The organism is Klebsiella sp. LTGPAF-6F (assembly GCF_001753185.1).
GTDB lineage: Bacteria > Pseudomonadota > Gammaproteobacteria > Enterobacterales > Enterobacteriaceae > Klebsiella > Klebsiella michiganensis.
This window is the reverse complement of the sequence record NZ_CP017450.1, coordinates 3,043,672-3,065,686: the sequence shown is the minus strand read 5'-3', so window position 1 is coordinate 3,065,686 and position 22,015 is coordinate 3,043,672. Positions and strand designations below refer to the sequence as shown.

Annotated in this window: 22 protein-coding genes and 2 pseudogenes; 13 read left to right on the top strand and 11 right to left on the bottom strand. The window is 57.9% G+C overall.

The genetic code is table 11. The annotated features are described in order from the left end of the window. Positions 1-78 precede the first annotated feature (78 nt). From BJF97_RS14370 to BJF97_RS14360, 3 genes are all read right to left on the bottom strand, one after another. A complete protein-coding gene (locus BJF97_RS14370; protein ID WP_004138064.1) occupies positions 79-510 on the bottom strand; it encodes an OsmC family protein in 432 nt (143 codons plus the stop codon). 80 nt (positions 511-590) lie between these two features. Beyond that, positions 591-1,070 carry a GNAT family N-acetyltransferase gene (locus tag BJF97_RS14365; RefSeq protein WP_032695032.1) on the bottom strand — a complete coding sequence of 160 codons (480 nt, stop codon included), beginning with the start codon at positions 1,068-1,070 and terminating at the stop codon, positions 591-593. Then, positions 1,070-1,972, bottom strand: a complete 903-nt coding sequence (locus BJF97_RS14360; RefSeq protein WP_025108266.1) for a LysR family transcriptional regulator — start codon at positions 1,970-1,972, stop codon at positions 1,070-1,072. Before BJF97_RS14360 ends, BJF97_RS14365 begins: the two co-directional genes overlap by 1 nt. 114 nt (positions 1,973-2,086) lie before the next feature. Here BJF97_RS14360 and BJF97_RS14355 point away from each other — a divergent pair, with 114 nt between their 5' ends. From BJF97_RS14355 to BJF97_RS14340, 4 genes are all read left to right on the top strand, one after another. After that, positions 2,087-2,938, top strand: coding sequence for a Vmh family MBL fold metallo-hydrolase (locus BJF97_RS14355; RefSeq protein WP_032695033.1), 852 nt, complete (start codon positions 2,087-2,089; stop codon positions 2,936-2,938). Between the two features lie 236 nt (positions 2,939-3,174). After that, a complete protein-coding gene (gene sra / locus BJF97_RS14350) occupies positions 3,175-3,315 on the top strand; it encodes a stationary-phase-induced ribosome-associated protein (protein WP_004101955.1) in 141 nt (46 codons plus the stop codon). A gap of 184 nt (positions 3,316-3,499) precedes the next feature. Further along, positions 3,500-5,197 carry an NAD-dependent malic enzyme gene (locus BJF97_RS14345; RefSeq protein ID WP_032695034.1) on the top strand — a complete coding sequence of 566 codons (1,698 nt, stop codon included), beginning with the start codon at positions 3,500-3,502 and terminating at the stop codon, positions 5,195-5,197. A 321-nt stretch (positions 5,198-5,518) separates the two neighbouring features. Next, positions 5,519-7,231, top strand: a complete 1,713-nt coding sequence (locus tag BJF97_RS14340) for an ABC-F family ATP-binding cassette domain-containing protein (protein ID WP_032695035.1) — start codon at positions 5,519-5,521, stop codon at positions 7,229-7,231. 37 nt (positions 7,232-7,268) lie between these two features. Here BJF97_RS14340 and BJF97_RS14335 read toward each other — a convergent pair. From BJF97_RS14335 to BJF97_RS14330, 4 genes and pseudogenes are all read right to left on the bottom strand, one after another. Beyond that, positions 7,269-7,775, bottom strand: a pseudogene (locus tag BJF97_RS14335) (GNAT family N-acetyltransferase); the annotation flags it as partial. 141 nt (positions 7,776-7,916) lie between these two features. Further along, entirely contained in the window at positions 7,917-8,105 is a 189-nt protein-coding gene (locus tag BJF97_RS35125; protein ID WP_042927132.1) for a hypothetical protein, read from the bottom strand. A 40-nt stretch (positions 8,106-8,145) separates the two neighbouring features. Further along, a pseudogene (locus tag BJF97_RS32610) lies at positions 8,146-8,337 on the bottom strand (recombinase family protein); the annotation flags it as partial. A gap of 260 nt (positions 8,338-8,597) precedes the next feature. Then, positions 8,598-9,197, bottom strand: a complete 600-nt coding sequence (locus BJF97_RS14330) for an inorganic diphosphatase (protein WP_014229291.1) — start codon at positions 9,195-9,197, stop codon at positions 8,598-8,600. A 256-nt stretch (positions 9,198-9,453) separates the two neighbouring features. Here BJF97_RS14330 and adhP point away from each other — a divergent pair, with 256 nt between their 5' ends. Then, entirely contained in the window at positions 9,454-10,464 is a 1,011-nt protein-coding gene (gene adhP, locus BJF97_RS14325; RefSeq protein WP_004120604.1) for an alcohol dehydrogenase AdhP, read from the top strand. 42 nt (positions 10,465-10,506) lie between these two features. On the opposite strand, the gene BJF97_RS14320 is transcribed toward adhP, so the two are convergent. Further along, positions 10,507-11,076 (bottom strand): hypothetical protein, encoded by a 570-nt coding sequence (locus BJF97_RS14320; RefSeq protein WP_014838433.1) that lies wholly within the window; start codon positions 11,074-11,076, stop codon positions 10,507-10,509. Positions 11,077-11,283: 207 nt separating this feature from the next. On the opposite strand from BJF97_RS14320, the gene BJF97_RS14315 reads away from it, so the two are divergent. Genes BJF97_RS14315 through BJF97_RS14290 form a run of 6 tightly spaced genes read left to right on the top strand, consistent with a single transcriptional unit; the run spans position 11,284 to position 18,397 of the window. Then, the gene (locus BJF97_RS14315) at positions 11,284-12,906 is read left to right on the top strand and encodes a TIGR04028 family ABC transporter substrate-binding protein (RefSeq protein ID WP_014838432.1); all 1,623 of its coding nucleotides are present in this window, start codon (positions 11,284-11,286) and stop codon (positions 12,904-12,906) included. A 10-nt stretch (positions 12,907-12,916) separates the two neighbouring features. Further along, the gene (locus tag BJF97_RS14310; RefSeq protein WP_014838431.1) at positions 12,917-13,861 is read left to right on the top strand and encodes an ABC transporter permease; all 945 of its coding nucleotides are present in this window, start codon (positions 12,917-12,919) and stop codon (positions 13,859-13,861) included. Then, complete coding sequence (locus BJF97_RS14305; RefSeq protein ID WP_014229287.1) at positions 13,858-14,709, top strand: ABC transporter permease; 852 nt, start codon at positions 13,858-13,860, stop codon at positions 14,707-14,709. Before BJF97_RS14310 ends, BJF97_RS14305 begins: the two co-directional genes overlap by 4 nt. Continuing rightward, a complete protein-coding gene (locus BJF97_RS14300; RefSeq protein WP_014229286.1) occupies positions 14,706-16,310 on the top strand; it encodes a dipeptide ABC transporter ATP-binding protein in 1,605 nt (534 codons plus the stop codon). Before BJF97_RS14305 ends, BJF97_RS14300 begins: the two co-directional genes overlap by 4 nt. Further along, entirely contained in the window at positions 16,307-17,296 is a 990-nt protein-coding gene (locus BJF97_RS14295) for a putative FMN-dependent luciferase-like monooxygenase (protein ID WP_032695036.1), read from the top strand. Before BJF97_RS14300 ends, BJF97_RS14295 begins: the two co-directional genes overlap by 4 nt. Before the next feature lie 9 nt (positions 17,297-17,305). Beyond that, positions 17,306-18,397 (top strand): alkylhydroperoxidase domain protein, encoded by a 1,092-nt coding sequence (locus BJF97_RS14290; protein WP_032695037.1) that lies wholly within the window; start codon positions 17,306-17,308, stop codon positions 18,395-18,397. A 16-nt stretch (positions 18,398-18,413) separates the two neighbouring features. Here the strand turns inward: BJF97_RS14290 and araJ are convergent, their stop codons facing one another. Next, positions 18,414-19,565 (bottom strand): MFS transporter AraJ, encoded by a 1,152-nt coding sequence (gene araJ / locus BJF97_RS14285; protein ID WP_014229283.1) that lies wholly within the window; start codon positions 19,563-19,565, stop codon positions 18,414-18,416. Positions 19,566-19,920: 355 nt separating this feature from the next. Here araJ and BJF97_RS14280 point away from each other — a divergent pair, with 355 nt between their 5' ends. Together BJF97_RS14280 and BJF97_RS14275 are read left to right on the top strand one after the other, a co-directional pair. Continuing rightward, positions 19,921-20,109: a hypothetical protein gene (locus tag BJF97_RS14280; RefSeq protein WP_014229282.1), complete on the top strand. Its 189-nt coding sequence runs from the start codon at positions 19,921-19,923 to the stop codon at positions 20,107-20,109. Continuing rightward, complete coding sequence (locus tag BJF97_RS14275; RefSeq protein ID WP_032693483.1) at positions 20,109-20,432, top strand: CcdB family protein; 324 nt, start codon at positions 20,109-20,111, stop codon at positions 20,430-20,432. Before BJF97_RS14280 ends, BJF97_RS14275 begins: the two co-directional genes overlap by 1 nt. A gap of 40 nt (positions 20,433-20,472) precedes the next feature. Here BJF97_RS14275 and fdnI read toward each other — a convergent pair whose 3' ends face one another. After that, positions 20,473-21,129 carry a formate dehydrogenase-N subunit gamma gene (fdnI, locus tag BJF97_RS14270; RefSeq protein WP_004120645.1) on the bottom strand — a complete coding sequence of 219 codons (657 nt, stop codon included), beginning with the start codon at positions 21,127-21,129 and terminating at the stop codon, positions 20,473-20,475. Further along, positions 21,122-22,006, bottom strand: coding sequence for a formate dehydrogenase subunit beta (gene fdxH / locus BJF97_RS14265; RefSeq protein ID WP_014838425.1), 885 nt, complete (start codon positions 22,004-22,006; stop codon positions 21,122-21,124). Before fdxH ends, fdnI begins: the two co-directional genes overlap by 8 nt. Between the last annotated feature and the right edge of the window lie 9 nt (positions 22,007-22,015).

Genomic DNA, 22,015 nt, shown 5'->3' with positions numbered 1-22,015 from the left:
CATTTATTAACGCCGGGGGCATTTGCCAACGATGGCTTTTAGGGCAGGAGCGCCCGCCGATAGCGGGCGCCAGCGAGCTTATGGATTGAGCTGGTAGTCGAGGCTTATCTCCGCGTTCAGCACCTGCGATACCGGGCAACCGGCTTTGGCTTTTTGAATGATGCCGTCAAACGCATCGGCCTCGATGCCTGGCAGCACAATTTTACTCTGCAGCGCGATTTGGGTGATGGCAAAGCCGCCGCCGGATTTATCCAGCGTCACCACCGCCACGGTATCAATGGAGGTGGCGGTGTAGCCCTCTTCGCTCAGCATCAGCGAGAGCGCCATGGAGAAACAGGCGGCATGGGCGGCACCGATAAGCTCTTCCGGGTTGGTGCCCTTGACGCCTTCGAAACGGGTGTTAAAACCATAAGGCTGCTGGTTCAGCGCGCCGCTCTCGGTCGAGACGGTTCCTTTTCCGCTTTTCAGATCCCCTTCCCAGTGCGCCTGACCTTTCTTATGGATTGCCATAATATCGCTCCTTTTTTGATATGAAAGGGTTAAGTATAGAACCCCCTAAGGCATTTGGGCGGCGCGCGGCGTTTTTCAGATCAATCCGTCGGGATATTTTTACTCATATTAACGCCGGTAACGCGGAAACCCGCGGCGTCGTAGAGATGGCGCGCGCGCTGATTATCCCCGGCGACGCGCAGTTTAATTTGGCCGATCCCCTGGCTTTTCAGCGCATGCTCAAAAGCCGCCATCGCTTGTTTACCCAGGCCCTGTCCCTGAAACGCCGGATAAATATAAAAATCGCAGATAAAGGCGGAGCGCATTTCTTCGTCAGGCTTGTACCAGAGATAGCCGACCCGCTTTTCTGCGCCGTCACTGTCATCGAATAAGCAGCATAAAACCTGGCCGCGAGTATTGACGCCGTCGGGCAGATCCGCGGCGATTTCGCGCTGCGCCTGGGCTAACGCGGCCGCCGGCGAGAGCGCGTAATTGGCGGAGATTTCCGCCGCGTAGTCGGGGATAAAGTAGTCGAGATACGCGGGGTACTCCGTAGCGCGCATTGGGCGAAGCACTATCATTAAAGGGTTCCTTTTATATCGTGAGTTTGCGCCAGTTTCTGCTGAATCTCACCGAGAAACAGCGGCAGCGCGCTTGGCTGATAGTCCCGAGAAAGGTAAATACCATATACGCTTAGCGCTTTTGGCCGCCAGGCCGGTAAAACCTGTTTCAGCGCCCCGCTGTTGAGCGCCCGCTGCGCCTCCAGCTCCGGCAGCATCGCGATGCCGCAGCCGGCGACCGCCGCCTCCATCAGCAGCGAGGAGATCCCGGCGCTAAGGTTGCCGGAAACCGCCACCGCCACGTTTTCGCCGCTGGCGTCGCTAAACTGCCAGGTCTGGCTGGCAAAATGGCTGTAATGCAGGCAGTTGTGACGAGTGAGATCTTCCGGCGTTTGCAGCGGACCGTTCTGCTGAAGCCAGCGCGGCGACGCGCACAGCACCGAACGACACACGCCGAGGCGGCGGGCGATAGCCCCGGGCTCCGGATTGTCGGTGATGCGAATCGCCACGTCGATCCGTTCGCCGATCAGGCTGACCGGGTGATTATTGATATCCAGCTCAAGGCGCAGCTGCGGATAACGGGCGAGAAAATCGGGTAGCAGCGGCGAAATCAGCTGCATCGCCGTAAAGTGAGCGCAGGCGACGCGCAGCGTCCCGCTGGGGATCGCACGCTCGCTTTGCCCGGCGATCTCATCCGACAGCTGCGTCAGGGTGCGCGTTTTTTGCAGCACCTTTTCCCCCGCAGCCGTGAGCGTCAGTTTGCGAGTTGAGCGATGGACCAGCCGGGTTCCCGCCCACTGCTCCATCTGTTCCAGATAGCGGCTGACCATCGGACGCGACATCCCCAGCGCGCGGGCGGCGGCGCTTAAGCTCCCCAGTTCACAAATGCGCATATACACCTGCGCGGCAATAACCCGATCCATAACTGATTTCCATCTGCACGTTTTATGAAACTCAGCATCTCTTTTTTCAGGAATTTTCGCAAATCATGAAATCCGTACAATAGCGCTCATTCACCTGACCAAGAGAAAACGAATATGAAATTATCTGCCCTTGCTATCGCGACCACGCTTTTCAGCACGTCAGTTCTGGCCGCGCCCCTAACGCTGCAAACCTACAACCCGCAGGAGAACGGCATTTTCGCGGTTAACTCCACCCTCGCCTCCGGCCCGCATGAAGCGGTGCTGTTTGACGCTCAATTCAGCGTCAAAGATGGCGAGAAGCTGGTTGAAATGATTAAGAAAAGCGGTAAAAAACTGACCCGCATCGTGATTACCTCCGGCGATCCGGACTTCTATTTCGGCCTCGAGCCGCTGGTGAAGGCTTTCCCGGATGTCAACGTGGTGGCGACCGCGGAAGTGGTTAAACACATTAACGCCACCAAAGCGGCCAAACTGGCCTACTGGGGCCCGCAGATGAAGGACGGCGCGCCGAAGCAGGTTTACGTCCCGCAAGCGCTGACGGCAAACACCTTCACCATAGACGGCGAAAAGGTTGAGATCCGCCAGCCGCAAAATTATGCCGCCTATGTCTGGATCCCGGCGAATAAAGCCATTCTTGGCGGGACCGGCGTGGCGTGGGGCATGCACGTCTGGACGGCGGACACCCAGAGCGTCGAAAGCCGCCAGCAGTGGATAAGTACGCTCGACGAGATGGCCGCGTTGCATCCGCAGCAGGTGATCCCCGGCCATTACCTGGGGACTCCGCCCGCAGGCGACCGCGCGATTACCTTTACCCGCGATTATCTGACCCAGTTCGAGCAGGCGCTCAACGCGCACAAAGATTCCGCCGGCGTTATCAAAGCGATGAAACAGCGCTGGCCGGGACTCGCGGAAGAGAGTTCGCTGGATCTGAGCGCCAAAGTGAATACCGGCGAAATGAAGTGGTAAGACTGGCTAACGTGCGGGTCTTTGTGCCGGATGGCGGGTGACCTCCTGTCCGGCCGACGAACCGGGGTCCGCTAAAAAGACTGTTCTTAATCTGCCGACTCAACGTTGCTAATCCCGGCAAAATGGGCCACGATGATTATCGCCGCGCTAAAAATGCGCGGCGTACTTAAGGGTTAAATTTCGTCCGACACCCGTCGGGCTTGTCCTTGAAACCGACACAGGATAAAGGAGTAAGAATGAAATCGAACCAACAGGCACGTCATCTTCTTGGTCTGAACTACAAGCTTTCTCAGCAGAAAAAAGTGCTGCTGGAAGGCGATGCGGAAACCACGGTTAACCATGTTCGCGCCACCGGCCGCAAGCGCCGCGGTGGCTAACTTTTCAGCTGAATGATGATAAAAACACCGTCCTCTCCCCGGGATGGTGTTTTTTTAAGACTATCGGCCTCATGTTTACCCTCCTTTGATGTCTTCTGCTTTATACTCTGCCCGCTGCCATTCCCTGCCAGCCCCCCGCCTGTCGCCGCGCCCGGGCTGAAGCGATTATCAAGGAGTTAGTGCGATGCAATTCACTCATAAGAAAAACCGCTCTCTATACATCCCTTACGCCGGCCCCGTGCTGCTTGAATTTCCGCTGCTCAATAAAGGCAGCGCCTTCAGCATGGAAGAGCGCAGCAGCTTCAACCTGCTGGGCCTGCTGCCGGAAGTGGTCGAAACCATCGAAGAACAGGCCGAACGCGCGTGGATCCAGTACCAGGGATTTAAAACCGAGATCGACAAGCACATCTACCTGCGCAATATCCAGGATACCAACGAAACGCTGTTCTACCGCCTGGTCGGCAACCACCTTGACGAAATGATGCCGGTTATCTACACCCCAACCGTCGGCGCCGCCTGTGAACGCTTCTCTGAGATCTATCGTCGCGCCCGCGGCGTGTTTATCTCTTATCAGAACCGCAATAACCTCGACGATATTCTGCAAAACGTACCGAACCACAACGTCAAGGTTATCGTGATGACCGACGGCGAACGTATTCTCGGCCTCGGTGACCAGGGTATCGGCGGGATGGGCATTCCTATCGGCAAACTGTCGCTGTATACCACCTGCGGCGGTGTCAGCCCGGCCTACACGCTGCCGGTGGTGCTGGACGTCGGTACTAACAACCAGCAGCTGCTGGACGATCCGCTGTATATGGGCTGGCGCCACCCGCGCATCACCGACGACGAGTACTATCAGTTTGTCGACGACGTTATCCAGGCGATTAAAGCCCGCTGGCCGGACGTACTGCTGCAGTTCGAAGACTTCGCGCAGAAAAACGCCATGCCCCTGCTCAACCGCTATCGCCACGAAGTGTGCTCCTTTAACGATGATATCCAGGGAACCGCTTCGGTCACCGTCGGTACGCTGATCGCCGCCAGCCGCGGCGCGGGCAGCCAGCTGAGCGAGCAGAAAATTGTCTTCCTCGGCGCCGGCTCCGCGGGCTGCGGTATCGCAGAGCAGATCGTCGCGCAAATCCAGCGCGAAGGGTTAAGCGAAGAGGAAGCCCGTAAACGTGTCTTTATGGTTGACCGTTTCGGTCTGCTGACCGACGCCATGCCGAACCTGCTGCCGTTCCAGAGCAAACTGGTGCAAAAGCGTGAGCACCTGCAAGCGTGGGACACCACGAATGATGTGCTGTCGCTGCTCGACGTGGTGCGCAACGTCAAACCGGATATCCTGATCGGCGTTTCCGGGCAGCCGGGGCTGTTCACCGAAGAGATTATCCGCGAGATGCACAAGCACTGCCCGCGGCCAATCGTGATGCCGCTGTCCAACCCGACCTCCCGGGTGGAAGCCACGCCGCAGAATATCCTCAGCTGGACCGACGGCGCGGCGCTGGTCGCCACCGGCAGCCCGTTTGCCCCGGTCACCCTCAAAGGCAAACAGTACGTTATCGCCCAGTGCAATAACTCCTATATCTTCCCGGGAATTGGCCTCGGCGTTATCGCTTCGGGCGCATCGCGCGTGACCGATGAGATGCTGATGGCCGCCAGCGAAACCCTGGCGAAACATTCGCCGCTGGTGAATAACGGTGAAGGCCCGGTTCTGCCGGAGCTGAAGGATATTCAGAGCGTTTCACGCGCTATCGCGTTTGCGGTGGGCAAAATCGCCCAGGAACAGGGCGTGGCGGTGAAAACCTCCGCCGAAGCGTTGCTGCAGGCGATCGCCGATAACTTCTGGCAGCCGGAGTACCGGAACTACCGCCGCACGTCGATTTAACCGGTAGATGAGTCATACAGGGGGCCTGCTTTGCAGGCCTTTTTTTATTCTCATCTGGTCAAAACCGCTTTCTCCCTCTACACTGCCAGCACCCATCAACTCACTGAATAAAAAAGGAGGATCCCATGTCGTACTGTGAAATGTTTTTTTCACGTGCATTTGGCGATCGCACCTGCTCAAGCGTTATCGGTATCGTGCTGCGATAACTTCAGCTTGAGCGAAGAAACCATAGACTAACTCCCTTCCCTCGGGCTTACCGGGTTATCGTCAGCGATGTTTGACGAGGCATTCATATGCCTGTAACTCTTGAGTAAGTTCACAATGAGCACATTACTAACTGCACAATCTCTTCATGTTGATACGGCGTTTGGCCCGCTGTTCACAAACCTCTCCTTTACCCTGAAAAAAGGCGACCGTATTGGCCTGATTGGCTATAACGGCTGCGGAAAAAGTACCCTGCTACAGGTGCTGGACGGCACGATCGTGCCCAGTTCGGGCTGCGTGGCGCTGGCCAGTCACTGTCTGATGGCGCGTGTGGAACAGCATCTACCCGATGCGCTGTTAGCGCAGCCCCTGCTGCAGGTAGTACTGGCGAAACTTCCCGCCCCTGAGCGTGAGAGTCAGCGCTGGCAAGCGGAGAGGCTATTGGCAGAGATGGGCTTTACGCCAGATGAGGCCGCGCAGCGGGCGTCAACCCTGAGCGGCGGTCAGCATACCCGGCTGCTGCTTGCCAGGGCGCTGATTCAGCAGCCGGATCTCCTGCTGCTGGATGAGCCGGGAAACCACCTCGACCTGCCGACCCTCCTGTGGCTGGAAAGCTTCCTGCAAACCTGGCAGGGGAGCTTCGTTCTGGTGTCGCATGATAATATCTTATTGGATGCTGTAACTAATTCCAGTTGGATCCTGCGCGACAGAACGCTGCACGCCTTCTCCCTGCCCTGCAGCGCCGCCCGCCGGGCGCTGGAAGAGCAGGACGCCAGCGATGCGCAGCGCCATAAAGCCGAGCAAAAGGAGATCGACCGGGTCGCCGCCAGCGCCAAACGGCTGGCTATCTGGGGTCGGACCTATGACAACGAAGATCTCTCCCGCAAAGCCAAGCAGATGGAGAAGCAGGTTCAACGCCTGAAGGAGAGCCAAACCGAGCTGACCATGGGCACCCCCTGGCGGCTGGCGCTCCACGGCGACATGCTGCGGGCTGACCGACTGCTGGAGATGGAACAGCTCCCCGTTCCCCCCGCGCCCGGTCTGCCGGCCCTGTTTACCGCGGGCCTGGCTCGCCTGAAAAGCGGCGATCGGGTGGCGGTGATGGGCCGTAACGGCGGCGGCAAGTCTTCGCTGCTGCGTCTGCTGTGGCGGCAAATGCAGCAGGAAACGGCGGAGAGCGGTTTGCGCCTGCATCCGCGGCTGAAGCCGGGTTATTACGACCAGACCCTGCATCAGCTGGCGGATGACGATACCCTTCTCGACGCGCTGGAGCCCTTTGAACCAGGTCCGGATGCGCGCAGGCGGGCGCTGATTTCCGCCGGATTCAGCTGGCCGCGTCACGGGCAAAAGGTCGCCACCTTAAGCGGCGGCGAGCGTTCGCGCCTGCTGTTCGTCGGCCTCTCTCTGGCCCGCTATAGCCTGCTGCTGCTGGATGAGCCCACCAACCATTTAGATATGGATGGCAAAACGGCGCTGGCGGCTACGCTGCGCGACTATCCCGGCGGCCTGCTGCTGGTGAGCCACGATCGCGAGCTCATTAACCGCAGCTGCAATCGCTTCTGGCTTATCGACGAGCGCGGGCTGAGCGAATGGCACAGCAGCGAAGAGGTGTATGAGATTTTGCGCACCGCCGTTCGTCGTCCGGCGACGCAGGCCGTGACGGTGAACAGTAGCGAACCGGAGGAGGACCAGGATGCGCTGCTGGAGCGGTTAGTCACGCTTGAGCAGCTGCTGGCCGACGATCTGGCGCGCAAGCCAAAACATCAAAAACCGCAGCTGCAGGCGCAGTGGCGTAAGGAGATAACAACGATTGCGACGTTATTAGGCTAACAGGCGCTCTCCCGGCGCGGCGATCCGCGCCGGGAGATTATTCCGCGCCGGCAGGCGCAACGGGTTTGACCCGACTAAACTGCTGCTCGGTCATCATCCGCCCCCACTGATCCCCCTGCCACGCTTTATCCAGCGTAAAGCCGAAGGATTCATACAGCCTGCGGGCGGCGTTCAGCCCGCTGAAGGTCCACAGCCGCACCGCGGCGAAGTTCTGGCTATCGCAAAAGGCCATCGCTTCATTCAGCAGACGTCGGCCAACGCCGCTTCCCCGGCAGCTATCGTCGAGGATAAACCAGCGCAGATGCGCTTCATTATTACCAAGATCCTCGCCGTCAATCGCCACCGATCCGACAATCTGCTCACCCTGAACGGCAAGCCAAACCCGGTTGCACGGTTTCTCAAGACGACCGGAAAACTCCGCTAGCCCGCTGGCCACTTTGCTCTCGAAAAAGTGACCAAATTCATAATGCTTCGCATAGTACTCGCCGTGCATCTGCGTAATGCGGCCAATCATTCCCGGACGATAGCCGGTAACGATATCAATCCTGGCGGTTAAGTCGATCATTTTATCTCCTCGTCAGAGCCAAGGGAGGCAATGGCCTCCCTTGGTACCATGTGCGGGTGTAGACATAGCATTTCCTTATAAATAAATTTCAAACAATGCTAAATTTTGATGTTTTGATGATTACCATTTCACGTATCGATAAAAAACAACGATCACAAAAATGCAGAATATGGGGACAGGCCATATTGGTCCATCAGGGAAAATTTGAAAAAGGACAATTGCAAATAAAAGTGTCAATAAGGCAGGACCGTACATCGATATCAATGACCTGAATATCCGTCTGAAAAACCTTTTAATAAGACTCATCATTATTATCGAATCATCCTGGTGATGATGTCTGCAATCTCATCATCCTGTTGCCCAGCGCCAGCTTCACGCCACGGGCCTGAAGGGCATCAGCAATATCTCTTGCATCCGGAACTGAACGGGCCAGCCTGTCCAGTTTCGGTACGACCAGCGTGTCTCCCTGGCGAACTGCCGCCTGAGCCAGATCCTGGCGGTCAGTTGAACATCGGGCATAGCCAATGCGTATTTCTGTCATAAATATGTACGTATAAGGACCGTGAAAGAGATTTATATCGTACCAGTGATATGAGACAACGTCAGCAGTGAGATTGACCTGGACTTATTACCCGTGAAAAAAGCAATTTCGAGCGCATCGTCGCCACGCTGGGGCTGAAGAAAAGGACGCAGGGTAACGGAAATTTCGGCGGTTCCGGCGTAGTCCCCCGTATTACCTCGCTCTGCGGAGAATAAGGCGAAGAAAAAGCGACAGGCACCGGGCGATGCCTGTTTTTCCGCTTATTGCGGATTTTTCTCTTTCCAGGCATCCCATGCCGCTTTAATTTCCTGCTTCGCGGCGGCGGCATCGTTAAAGCCGTTCAGCTCCACTTTTTTACGCCCTTCCGGCAGCTGTTTGTAAACGCGGAAGAAAGCCTGCAAACGCTCCTGCTCGATTTTCGGCAGATCGCCGATGGTGTTGATGTCATCGTAGGTTGGGTCGATTTTGCTTGCCGGAACGGCAATGATTTTGTCGTCCTTCTCGCCGCCATCAATCATCTTGAGCACGCCAATCGCGCGCAGCTTAATCAGCGTTCCCGGCGCCATCGGCGCGCGGGTGTAAAACACCACGTCCAGCGGATCGCCATCCCCTGCCAGGGATTGCGTCAGCGAACCGTAGTTAGCCGGATAGGCCACCGGCATTGACTGGAAACGATCGGCGATCAAAAAGCCGGTTTTGGCGTCGGTTTCATATTTGATAATGCCGCCCGCGGGAATTTCGGTCACGGCATAAAACTCTTCAGGATTGTTTTTCGGCTGCGGGAAATCCAGTACGTTCTGCGCCTGAACGGTAGCGGAAAGCAGAAGGCCTGAGGCAAGGAGTGTTTTTACCAGATGCATTGTCGTGTCGCTCTATCGTTATAAGAAATTGAAAAGCAGAACGATAGAGGCCGCAAATGAAGCGTGTATGACGTAACGATGACAGTAATGTGACGCGAATTTCATTAATAATTCTGATTAAAAAATCGGCACACCAAGCTCACCCCGGCAAGGAATATCTATTATTCCCTTGGTTTAATGAAGATTTAAGCTAAACCTTAGCATGCGTAAAAAACAAAATTGTGTTAATACGCTTATGTTCAATAAGGAGAACAGAATGAAAGCTGCTGTCGTCACGCAAGATCATCAGGTCAATGTTACGGAAAAAACGCTTCGTCCCCTGCAACATGGCGAAGCCCTTTTAAAAATGGATTGCTGCGGCGTATGTCACACCGACCTGCACGTTAAGAACGGCGACTTTGGCGATAAAACCGGGGTCATTCTGGGCCATGAAGGCGTGGGCGTTGTGCAGCAGGTCGGCCCGGGCGTTCATTCTCTGAAGCCGGGCGATCGCGCCAGCGTGGCGTGGTTCTTCGAAGGCTGCGGGCATTGTGAATATTGTAACAGCGGCAACGAAACGCTGTGTCGCTCGGTGAAAAATGCCGGCTATACCGTGGATGGCGGTATGGCGGAAGAGTGTATCGTCATGGCCGATTATGCGGTCAAAGTGCCGGACGGGCTCGATTCTGCGGCGGCCAGCAGCATCACCTGCGCGGGCGTCACCACCTATAAAGCGGTCAAAGTCTCACATATCAAACCCGGCCAGTGGATTGCCATTTATGGCCTCGGCGGCCTCGGCAATCTGGCGCTGCAGTATGCCAAAAACGTGTTTAACGCCAAAGTCATCGCCCTTGACGTTAATGATGAACAGCTGAAGCTGGCCGCGGAAATGGGCGCGGACCTGACCATCAACTCCCGCAGCGAAGACGCGGCCAAAATTATTCATGAGAAAACCGGCGGCGCGCATGCCGCGGTGGTAACCGCCGTCGCCAAAGCGGCGTTTAACTCAGCGGTGGATGCGGTTCGCGCGGGTGGACGCGTGGTGGCGGTAGGCCTGCCTCCGGAAGCGATGAGCCTGGACATTCCGCGTCTGGTCCTCGACGGTATCGAAGTGGTGGGTTCGCTGGTCGGTACCCGTCAGGACCTGACCGAAGCCTTCCAGTTTGCCGCGGAAGGGAAAGTCGTACCGAAAGTGACCCTGCGTCCGCTGGGCGATATCAACGCCATCTTCAAAGAGATGGAACAGGGACAGATTCGCGGCCGTATGGTCATTGATTTCCGCCGCTAATCTTCGGACCTCTCCCGCTACGGGAGAGGTTTAATTGTCCCTTTACACGCACGGCCCCGTTGCGCAACCGTACATCATCACCAGCGGAAATAGCGGCACCAGCGGGATCAGGGCGATCTCTCCCAGAGGGCTAATGGTCTGCGTTTTATCGTTAATTGACACGACGACGGGTCTGGCAAGCCGATAAGCGTCATCCAGCTCATTGGGATCAACGGTTGACCAGAAACCGGTCGCTTTAAACAGTACGCCAAGATGGTCGTTGTCCAGCGCGGTCGCGTGATACTGGCTGGTTAACAGACTTAGCTGACTGGCATCCAGCCTGCGCTTGTCGAGCACCACCAGATATTCCGCAACAACCTCATGCTGTTTCACGACAAAATTCACCCGTACGCCGGATGCGACCTTATTGAAGCGTTCGTAGAAAGTATTATAACGCTGGTACTCCTGCGGCACCCCTTTACGGAAGAATCGATAGCTGTATTTGTTTGAATTGGCAATGATGCCCGACTCAATAGGTTTAACCTTAACAATGGTATCGGTAGAGGGCAAATTGGGTGCGCTGGTACAGCCCGCCAGCACCGTCATCGCCAACATCAGTAAATACTTCAGCATCGTCGCTCTCCCTTTATTACGCTGACTATCTCTCAGTCATTAAATTATCCAGCATGAGTTTCAGCTGAAAGGCATGTAAATACCAGCCCCTAAAAATCGAGCCGGGTATAAATGCTTTTTATGCAAATGCTTAGCGCAAATCCTTACTTCCTTTGTTAAAACGCGCGCCCGATGATGGCCAAACAAGAGATAACAAAGGAATTCACCATGCACACCCGTTTTCGCCTGCCCGCGCTGGCGGCATTTTTTTTGAGCGGCGCGTTTTCCGCGTGGGCCGCCGACGCGCCGGTTAAAGGCGGCACGTTAATTTATCTGGAGCAGCAGCCGCATACCAATCTTTATCCCCCGGCCGGAGGCTTTTACCCTAACGGCGGTATTCTTAATCAAATAACCGATAAGCTGACCTGGCAAAATCCAAAAACCTTACAAGTCGAACCGTGGATAGCCGAAAGCTGGAGCGCCAACGCGGATAAAACCGAATATACCTTTAAGATTCGCCCTGACGTCACCTTTTCTGATGGCACCCCGCTTGACGCCAATGCGGTTGCCAAAAACTTTGATACCTACGGCCTCGGTAATAAAGCGCACCGCCTGCCGGTGTCCGAGGTGATTAATAACTACGATCGCAGCGAAGTCATCGATCCGCTGACGGTTAAGTTCTACTTTAAAAAGCCCTCGCCGGGATTTCTGCAGGGCACCGCGACCATCGGCTCCGGGCTGGTTTCCCTGAGCACCCTGGCGCGAAATTTTGAAGAGCTGGGCGACGCCCGCCATATTATTGGCTCCGGGCCTTTTACGGTTAAAGATGAAAAGCCGGGACGTGAACTCGCTCTGGTCGCACGTCAGGATTATCAATGGGGGCCGAAAAGTCTCGCCCAGCAGGGGCCAGCGAATCTCGACGGCATAACCTATATCGTCACCCCGGAAGATGGCGTACGCGTTGGCGCGCTGCTGGCAGGCCAGGCCGATTTTATTCGCCAGGTGCAGGCCTATGATGAAAAGCAGGCAACCGATCGGGGCTTTAAAATCTATGCCGCCCCGACGCGCGGCGTTAACGACAGCCTGAGCTTCCGCCCGGATAATCCGCTGGTTGCCGACCTGCGCGTTCGTCAGGCGCTGCTGCACGCCACCGACGCCAGACAGGTGGTTGAAACCCTGTTCTCCGCCAACTATCCGCAGGCGACCTCCGTCGTCGCCAGCACCGCGGCCGGATACGTTAACCTCAGCGATAAGCTGGTTTTCGATCCGGCCAAAGCGAAACAGCTGCTTGATGAGGCGGGCTGGAAACCGGCCGCCGACGGTATACGGGTCAAAGATGGCCAGCGCCTGGCATTAACCGTCTATGAATCCCTGCCCCAGCCGCAAAACAAAGAGGTACTCCAGCTTGTCGCCCAGCAGTGGCGCCAGGTCGGCGTTGCGCTGGCGGTCAAAGCCGGTGATGCCGGCAGCCGTACGCTGGACAGCCTCGACCCGTTGAAAACGCCGCTTACCGTGTCGGAAGTGGGCCGCGCCGACCCTGACGTGGTGAAAAGCATGTTCTTCCCCGCTAACCGCGACGCGCTGCTGCAAAAAGGCGGTTCCAGCGACAAAGTCCAACGCTTCCGTGACGATAAGCTCAACGCGCTGCTGACCGCGATCTCAGCCGAAGTCGAGCCGCAAAAACGCCTCCAGCTCACCGGCGACGCCCAGCGCTACCTGCTGGACAACGCCTACGTGATCCCGATATTTGAAGAGCCGCAGGTCTTTGCCGGCGCGCCGTGGGTGAAAGGCGTCAGTTTTGAAGCGGTAGGCCGCCCGTCGTTCTACGGCGCGTGGCTGGAAAAGCACTAAGGAGCCCGCGATGAGCCACTATCTTCTGCGGCGGTCCGGTCAGGGTTTACTGGTGCTGTGGGCCGCGTTTACCCTCTCCTTCATCCTGTTACAGGTGCTACCCGGCGATGCGGTACTGATCAAGTTTCAGAATCCGGATCTGGGGCTCAGCCCTGAGCAGATCGCCGAAATGCGCCTCGCCTACGGGGCCGATAGCCCGCTGTGGAGACAGTACTTCCATACGCTGATGGCCATGCTGCGTGGCGATTTTGGCTATTCGCTGCAGGCCGGGCTGCCGGTCAGCGCGCTTATCGCCAGCAACCTGCCGGAAACATTAAGCCTGGCGCTGCCCGCCTTTGCTCTGGCGGTGGCGCTGGCCTTCGCCCTCGCCTTCGCCTCACGGCTGCCGGGCCTGCGCTGGCTCAGCAACGCGCTGCAATCCCTGCCGGCGCTGTTTATCTCGCTGCCGACGTTCTGGCTCGGCATCGCCCTGATTCAGATTTTCTCCTTTCAACTGCGCTGGATCCCGGTGATCAATCCCGGGCCGATTGAGGGGCTGATTTTGCCCATTATTGCCGTCGCGGTGCCGATTTCCGCTCCGCTGGCGCAAATCCTGATGCGCAGTCTGGATCAGGTCGCCGCGCAGCCGTTTGTCGCCGTTGCCCGCGCCAAAGGCCTGAGCGAAACCGGCGCCCTGTGGCGGCACGTTACCGGCAACGCCCTGCTGCCGGTGCTCAATATCGCCGGTCTGCTGCTGGGGGAACTGATCGCCGGCGCGCTGATTACCGAAACCGTGTTTGGCCGCGGCGGTCTGGGGCTGCTGACGCAGCAGGCCGTCAATAATCAGGATATCGCGGTACTGCAGGCGGTGGTGATGATCTCTGCCCTCGGTTTCGTGCTGATTAACCTGCTGGTCGACCTGCTCATGCCGCTGTTCGACCCGCGCCTGAAAACCGTTATCGGAGGTGCCGTATGAGCCTGGTGGATTACGCAACCGCCGCGCGCCGCCGCACGTCAAACTGGCGTACACGGCGCGTCCAGCCCGGTCTGCTGCTGGCCTGGGCGGTAATGATCGTTGCCGCGCTGATGGCTATCGCTCCGCAGCTGTTTACCGACTATAGCCCGCTGGAAGGGTTCCCCGGCGCCCAGCGGCTGGCCCCGCAGGCCGGCCACTGGCTGGGAACCGACCAGCTGGGCCGCGATCTGTGGAGCCGCATCGTCTTCGGCGCCGTTCATTCGCTTTCCGCCGCGCTGGCGGCGGTGGCGATCGGCCTGTTTATCGGTACCGCGCTGGGCACGCTGGCCGGCGCGCTGGCGGGACGCGTGGAGTCGGCGATTATGCGCCTGGTCGACGTGCTGCTGGCGATCCCCTCTTTATTGCTGTCGCTGACGGTCATCATTCTGCTCGGTTTCGGCACGCTCAACGCCGCCGTCGCGGTAGGCGCGGCGGCCGTCGCCAGCTTTGCCCGCCTGGCGCGAGCGGAGGTGGTCCGCGTACGCCACAGCGACTTCGTCGAAGCGGCCTACGGCAGCGGCGGCACCTTTTTCGCCGTTTTCTGGCGGCATATTCTGCCCAACTCGCTCACCGCGGTGCTGGCCTTTGCCACCCTCCAGTTCGGCCAGGCCATTCTGGCGCTCTCGACCCTGAGTTTTCTCGGCTACGGCACGCCGCCGCCGGTCCCGGAGTGGGGTCTGCTGATCGCCGAAGGCCGCAACTATCTCTCCACCGCCTGGTGGCTGACCACCCTGCCCGGTATTGCGGTGATTGCGGTCGTGCTCGCCGCCAACCGTATTAGCCGTCAATTTAGCGGAGAACGCCGATGAATGTTTTAAGCGTAGAGCATCTGCGCATCAGCTATCGTTCACAGCGTGAATGGCGCGAGGTCGTGCACGACGTGAGTTTTCAGGTCAAACGCGGCGAAATGCTGGCGTTTGTCGGTGAATCCGGCTCGGGTAAAACCACCACCGCGCAGGCGATTATTGGCCTGCTGGCGGATAACGCGCGCCGGGACAGCGGGCGTATCTTGATTAATGGCGAAGATATCAGCGGCTGGTCCGCTAAACGCCTCGACGGCCTGCGCGGCGCGCGGATTAGCCTGGTTCCTCAGGATCCGGGCAACTCCCTGAATCCGGTGAAAACCATCGGCGCGCAGGTGGGCGAAATCCTGCGTCTGCATCAAAAAAGCAGCGCCGCGGCGCGTAAAGCGCAGGTGCTGGCGCTGCTGACCAAAGTTGGGCTGAGCCACCCGGAACAGCGCATCGATCAATATCCCCACCAGCTTTCAGGCGGTATGAAGCAGCGGGTGCTGATTGCTATCGCAATCGCCCTGAAACCCGACTTAATCATTGCCGATGAGCCCACCAGCGCCCTCGACGTGACGGTACAGAAGCGGATCCTCGACCTGCTGGATACGCTGCGCCGGGAGTCCGGCACGGCGGTACTGTTCGTCACCCACGATCTGGCGCTGGCGGCGGAACGCGCCGACCGTCTGCTGGTCTTTCGCCACGGCGAGATTCAGGAACAGGGCGCGACCGGCGACGTCATACGTACGCCGCAGCATACCTATACCCGCCAGCTGCTGAGCGATCTCCAGGGTTCGACGCTGACCATTGCCCCGGCCAGCGGGCGCGTACTGGCGACCCCGGCGATCCGCGTGGAGGGCATCAGCAAGCGCTTCTCATTAGGCCGCGCGCATTTGCAGGCGCTGGACGCCGTGAGCTTCGAGGTGAAGCGCGGCAGCACCCACGCGCTGGTCGGCGAGTCCGGCTCCGGCAAAACGACCCTTGCGCGGATCCTGCTGGGATTCGAAAAGGCCGATAGCGGCCATATCGCTATCGACGGTATCGATGCCGGGCATCTCAGCCGCGAGGCGCTCCGCCAGCTGCGGCGTAAAATTCAGTTCGTTTACCAGAATCCTTTTGCCTCGCTTGACCCGCGGCAAACGCTGTTTGAGATTATCGAAGAGCCGTTAAAAAACTTCGACCGCCTCAACGCCGAAGTGCGGCGCCAGCGCGTCGAAACGGTCGCCGCCCGCGTGGCGCTCGCTCCGGAGCTGCTGTCTCGAACCGCCCGTGAGCTTTCCGGCGGCCAGCGGCAGCGGGTGGCCATCGCCCGCGCCTTAATCCTTGAACCGACGATCCTTGTCCTCGATGAAGCGACTTCGGCGCTGGACGTCACGGTGCAGGCGCAAATTCTCGCGCTGCTGCAGCAGCTTCAGCAGCAGCTGGGGCTGAGCTATCTGTTTATCACTCACGATTTGGCGACGGTGCGCCGTATCGCCCACAGCGTGACGGTGCTGCGGGCGGGCCAGGTGGTTGAACACGGCGACGTCAGCCGACTGTTCAGCGCCCCGCAGCATGACTATACCCGCGAGCTTATCGCCGCGATTCCCCATTTTTCATCCCCGAGCAAGGAGGTTGCATGACGCGTAAACGACTGGGCTTTTTCACCCGTCTGCTGGACCACGCCACGCCTAAAGAGCGCTACCGGCTGGCCACCGAGCAAATTCGCCACGCGGAACGCCTGGGATTCGACAGCGCGTGGATCGCTCAGCACCATTTTCATGAGCACGAAGGCGGCCTGCCGTCGCCGCTGGTCTTTCTCGCCCACGCCGCGGCGCACACCGAGCGCATTCGTCTTGGCACCGCCATTATCACCCTGCCCATGGAAAACCCGCTGCGGGTGGCGGAGGATGCGGCGGTGCTGGATCTGCTCGCCGATGGACGGCTGGAGGTGGGCTTCGGCTCCGGCGGCACCCCCACTTCGTTTTTACCCTTCGGGCTGACGATGGACCAGCGCAGCGCGGTGTTTGCTGAACACCTGCATCTGATTCAAAGCGCCTGGCGCGGGGATTCGCTCTCGCACCCGGATAATCATCTGTACCCTCAGGCGCCGCAGCTGGCGGAGCGCATCTGGATTGCCACCTTTTCCATTGAGGGGGCGGTTCGCGCGGCTCAGGCCGGGCACGGGCTGATGCTCTCGCGCACGCAGCCGCGTCCGGCTGGACAGCCCACGCTGCCGCTGAACGCTATCCAGAATCCGATTATTGACGCCTATCTCGCCGCGCTGCCGGCGGGCGTCGAGCCAAGGATCCTCGCCTCGCGGACGGCCTTTGTCGCCGATAGCCAGCAGTATGCGCTGCAGGTCGCTGAACCCGGCCTGCGCCAGCAGGCTGCCCAGCATCGCGCCGCAGGTCATGATATTATTGGTGACACTGTCACTGATTTTTTGCCGCAGCTTGACGCGCACGTTGGCGACCCGCAGCACGTCGCCGCTTCGCTGGCCCGCGATAGCGTCCTGCGGCGGGTAACCGATATTTCGTTTCAGGTGCACTCCGTTGAACCCTCGCACCGCGACACGCTTCGTTCCATTGAGCTGATCGCTCAGCATATTGCCCCGCAGATACGATAAGGAGTCACCATGACGCTCAGTCAGGATATATTGGCCGAACTGGCAGAAATTGCCCCCGATTCCGCCTTAGCGGCGGCGCGAGCCGTGCGCGAGGCGGCCACCCGCCATGCTCAGGGAAGTTATGAAACGCTGTTTGGTCAGCAGGATAACGACTTTCCGCTCGACGAGCGTTTTGCCGTGGCCGCGAGGGTGGCGAAGCTGCATGAGAGCGATGCGCTGGCCGCCCACTACGCCGGCTTTGGCATTGCCGACCCCACATCGCCGCGGCTGGCGCCGGCGCTGGCCTTTGCCCGGCTGTTGACCTTTACGCCCGTGGAGGCCACGCCGTCGGCGCTTGAGGCCTTAATCCGCGCCGGATGGAGCCTGCGCGGCATCGTCACCCTCGCCCAGCTTATCGCGTTTGTCAGCTTCCAGAGCCGGCTGGTCGTCGGGCTGCGCCTGCTTAATGGCAAAAATATCCACGTCGCACAAACCCCGACGGTGGCGGGATTCTGGCATACCTCGCCGCAAACCATCAGCGGTAAGAAGGCGCCGGTGCACTTCACCCGCGATGAACTGCACTGGGAGCCCTGGCTGACGGCTAAACCACTGGCGGAATTCACCCCCGACGAGCAGGCGCTGCTGGCGAAATTTGGCCACAGCGATTCGCCCTACTTCCGCCTGCTGGCGCGCAACCTGCCGCTCCTCGAGCAGCGTACGTTAACCGACAAAGGGATCTTTTATACTCCCGGCGGCCTGCCGCGCGCCGAGCGCGAGCTGGCGGCAACGGTGGCGAGCAAAATCAACGGCTGTATTTATTGCGCCTCGGTGCATGCGCGCAAAGCGGCGCAGCTGGCTAAAGATGAAACGGCGATAGAGACGCTGCTGGCGGTGACGCCGGGAGAGCAGTTAAGCGACGGGCAGACGCCGGGATGGCAGGCGCAGATCGATTTCGCCGCCGCGATTTCCGTTACCCCTCCCGCTCTGTCCGTTGACCACCTTGCCGCCGTCGAGCAACAGGGGCTGGATACCCTCGCCCAACTGGATTTACTGCAATCGGCGGCTTTCTTTGCCTGGGCCAACCGGTTAATGCTGACCCTCGGCGAGCCGTGGCAGGAATAGGCGCCAGCGGGCTTAATCAGGCCAGACGCCGCTGATGGCGGGCATAAATCAGCAGCGAACTGAGCGCAAGAAACGAAAGCAGCGCGGCCGGTAAGGCAACGAAACGCCAGCCAGGACCGGCCGTAATCATCATCCCGCCGAATAGCGCCCCAATGGCGCTGCCGAGATTAAAGGCGATCTGGCCGCCCGCCGCGCCCAGCATCTCGCCGCCCTTCGCATTTTGCAGCAGCAGAATTTGCAGCGGTGCCGACAGGGCAAACAGGGCCGCGCAGCAAATAAACGCGAGGGTTAATGCGGCGGCTTTATTCTCACCCAGCAGGAACAGAAGTAATAAGGTCACGACAATCACGCCATCCGTCACGGCGGCAATGCGTAACGGGCTATAACGGACGGAGACTTTACCGCTAAATAAATTCCCCAGAACCATCCCCAGCCCCGCCAGCAGCATAATGGCTATGATGGCGCTCTCACCAAAACCAGAGACGTTAATCATAAACGGCTTAATATAGCTAAACCACGCGAATACGCCGGCATTGCCGAACATCGTCGCGGCAAAAATTAACCACGGTGCGGGCGATGTTAAAAAATGAAACTGCGAGCGCAAGCGCGTCGTCGGTTTATCAAACAGCGTGGGCACCCACCAGGCGATGGCGACCAGCACGGCGATGTCAAACACCGCAATCGCCAGAAAGGTATAGCGCCAGCTAAACTGATGGCCAAGCCAGGTTCCGGCGGGAACCCCCAGCAAATTAGCGACCGTCATTCCGGCAATCATTCCCGCCACCGCGGCGGTGACCTTCCCCGGCGGCGCAATTTTCGACAGAACGATCGCCCCCACGCCAAAGAAGGCGCCGTGCGGGAAACCGGAGATCAGGCGCCCCAGCGCCAGCATCGAATAGCTGGAAGATAACGTAAAGATGGCATTGCCGATAACGCACAGCGCCACGAGGAACAGCATCACCGCTTTTAACGAAAAGCGGCTGGAGAACAGCGCCATCACCGGCGCGCCGATGACGACGCCAAGCGCATACCAGGAGATCATATTGCCCGCGGCGGGAATAGATATCCCGACGTCATGGGCAATTTCAGGTAATACGCCCATGATGCCAAATTCCGCCATTCCGAGACCAAAAGTGCCAAGCGCTAACGAAAAAATAGTCTTTTTCATACAACTAATCACTTGTTATAAAACATACCGCCGGCATTATTGTGCATTATTAAACGGCAGACCAGATAAAAACGCCGGGTGGCATATTTATCCATAAAACGGCGTGATTATTTCATAGGCTTATTTGCAGATTAAAAAAACCAATAAAGCCATTTCGTGCCCCGCCGCTGCCCGGTCGCCAGCAACGGCATAGCGATAACAATTCACAACCGCGGTTCCATAAAAATTTCATCATTTCATGCCGTTGCTTTTCAATGGAACCTGTCTCGCAAATGCGACTTAACCAGGACAATCTGTATTGTTTTTTTAAGTAGTAGGTTGATAATGGCGACATTAACCACACGGAGGCAGGATAATGAAAGAGTACACAGCGGATGATAGCTTCCAGCAGGCGATATCAACGAGCAAAAAGCACCGTTTATCCTCGATACCCACAGCTGAAAGTCAGTCAATTCATCCCAGTAACGAGTTGATCCGGTTAATGAATGAATTCGTCGACGAGCATGGGTCCATCACCGAAGATGAATACTTCAGGGTGCTCTGATGCTTAAACAATTCGACGTGTATCGGAACCCTTCTTCGCAAACGAAGCACTCTCTACCCTATTTTATGATTGTGCAAAATGATTTTTATGAAGACCTACCCACCAGGGTAATTATTCCCCTGATGCGTAATGCTCATCTGCCACTATGGCAGCATCCTTTAGTTCCTGAGGTAAATATTGAATTTGAAACGTTTATGCTTTGTTCGCCGATGATGACAAACCTTAATAATAAGCCGATCAAGCGCGAAGATTTTATCTGTAACTTAAAAAGCGCCAGAGGCGAAGTTATTTCCGCCATTGACGCCCTTGTTACCAATACCTGATCCGCTCCGGCTTCAGCCAGAGCGGGTTGCTCAGTTACGCTTACTTCAGCCCTTCACAGCTCTCTTTCTTCGCTTCCTGACGCTCCACCTCGCGATACCAGCGCGGATGATGCTTCTTCGCCCAGCGGCGACTCACCTTCCCTTCGATCATGCCTTTAATCGATCCCTTCACCCAAAACGCCATATACATGTGGATCAGAATCGCATGAATAAGAATAATCGCCGAGGTCGCGTGAATCAGCAGGCTATAGCGAATAACCTGAATCGGGAAATAGTGGGCAAACCAGGGCCGCCAGATAATCACGCCGGTCACCAGCAGCACAAAAATCATGCTCATGATGGTCCAGAACATCATTTTCTGCCCCGCGTTATATTTCCCTACCCGCGCCACTTTATGCTCGTTGCCTTTCAGTACCTCAATAATGCCCTTGAGCCAGGGGATATCCTGCTTGTCGGGAATATTGTGATGGACAAAACGCACAAACATAAACATCAGGGCCACGAAAATCAGTACCCCGAAGAACGGATGCAGAATACGACCCATCTGCGGCGTACCGAAGGTTTCGGTCAGCCACTGCAGCGTCGGGAAGAAAAACGAGATCCCCGATAGCGCCACCAGGAAAAAGCAGATGACCACCGTCCAGTGACAGGCGCGGTCAATAAACTTCGTGCGCACAATCATTTTCGATTTACTCATCATGCTCCTCCTCATCGTCATCCGCTTCTTTATTCGGCCCAATCCCGATGTAGTGATAAATCAGCCCGGCAAAGGTGGCGATAAACCCGACCGCCGAGAGCGGCTTCAGCGCGCCTTTCCACAGGTTGATCGACGTATCGATCTGCGGCTCTTTCGGCAGGTTGTGGTACAGCTCCGGCTGGTCCGCATGATGCAGCACGTACATCACGTGGGTGCCGCCAACGCCCGGCGGGTTATACACCCCGGCATGGGGATAGCCGCGTTTCTTCAGCTTTTCCACGCGCTCGTTGGCCACTTCCAGCATCTCTTTCTTGCTGCCGAAGTGAATCGCGCCGGTTGGGCAGGTTTTCACGCAGGCCGGTTCCTGGCCTACGCTGACCCGGTCAACGCACAGGGTGCACTTATAGACCCGGTTATCCTCTTTATTGAGGCGCGGGACGTTAAAGGGGCACCCGGCGATGCAGTAGCCGCAGCCGATGCAGTTCTCCTGCTGAAAGTCGACGATGCCGTTAGCGTACTGAATAATCGCCCCGGCGGACGGGCACGCCTTCAGGCAGCCCGGGTCCTCGCAGTGCATGCAGCCGTCTTTGCGTATCAGCCACTCCAGCTTGCCGTTCTGTTCGGTTTCGCTAAAGCGCATTACCGTCCAGGATTTGGCGCTCAGATCGGCGGGGTTGTCGTACACCCCGACGCAGTGCCCAACCTCATCGCGGATATCGTTCCACTCGGAACAGGCCACCTGACAGGCTTTACAGCCTACGCAGGAGGAGACATCGATCAGCTTCGCCACTTCCGCCTTAAAATCCCGCGCGCGCGGCGCGGGCGTGATCGGGTTTGTGGCGGAGCGTTTGATAATGTCCTGGGTTTCCATCGCCATGCATTCGCT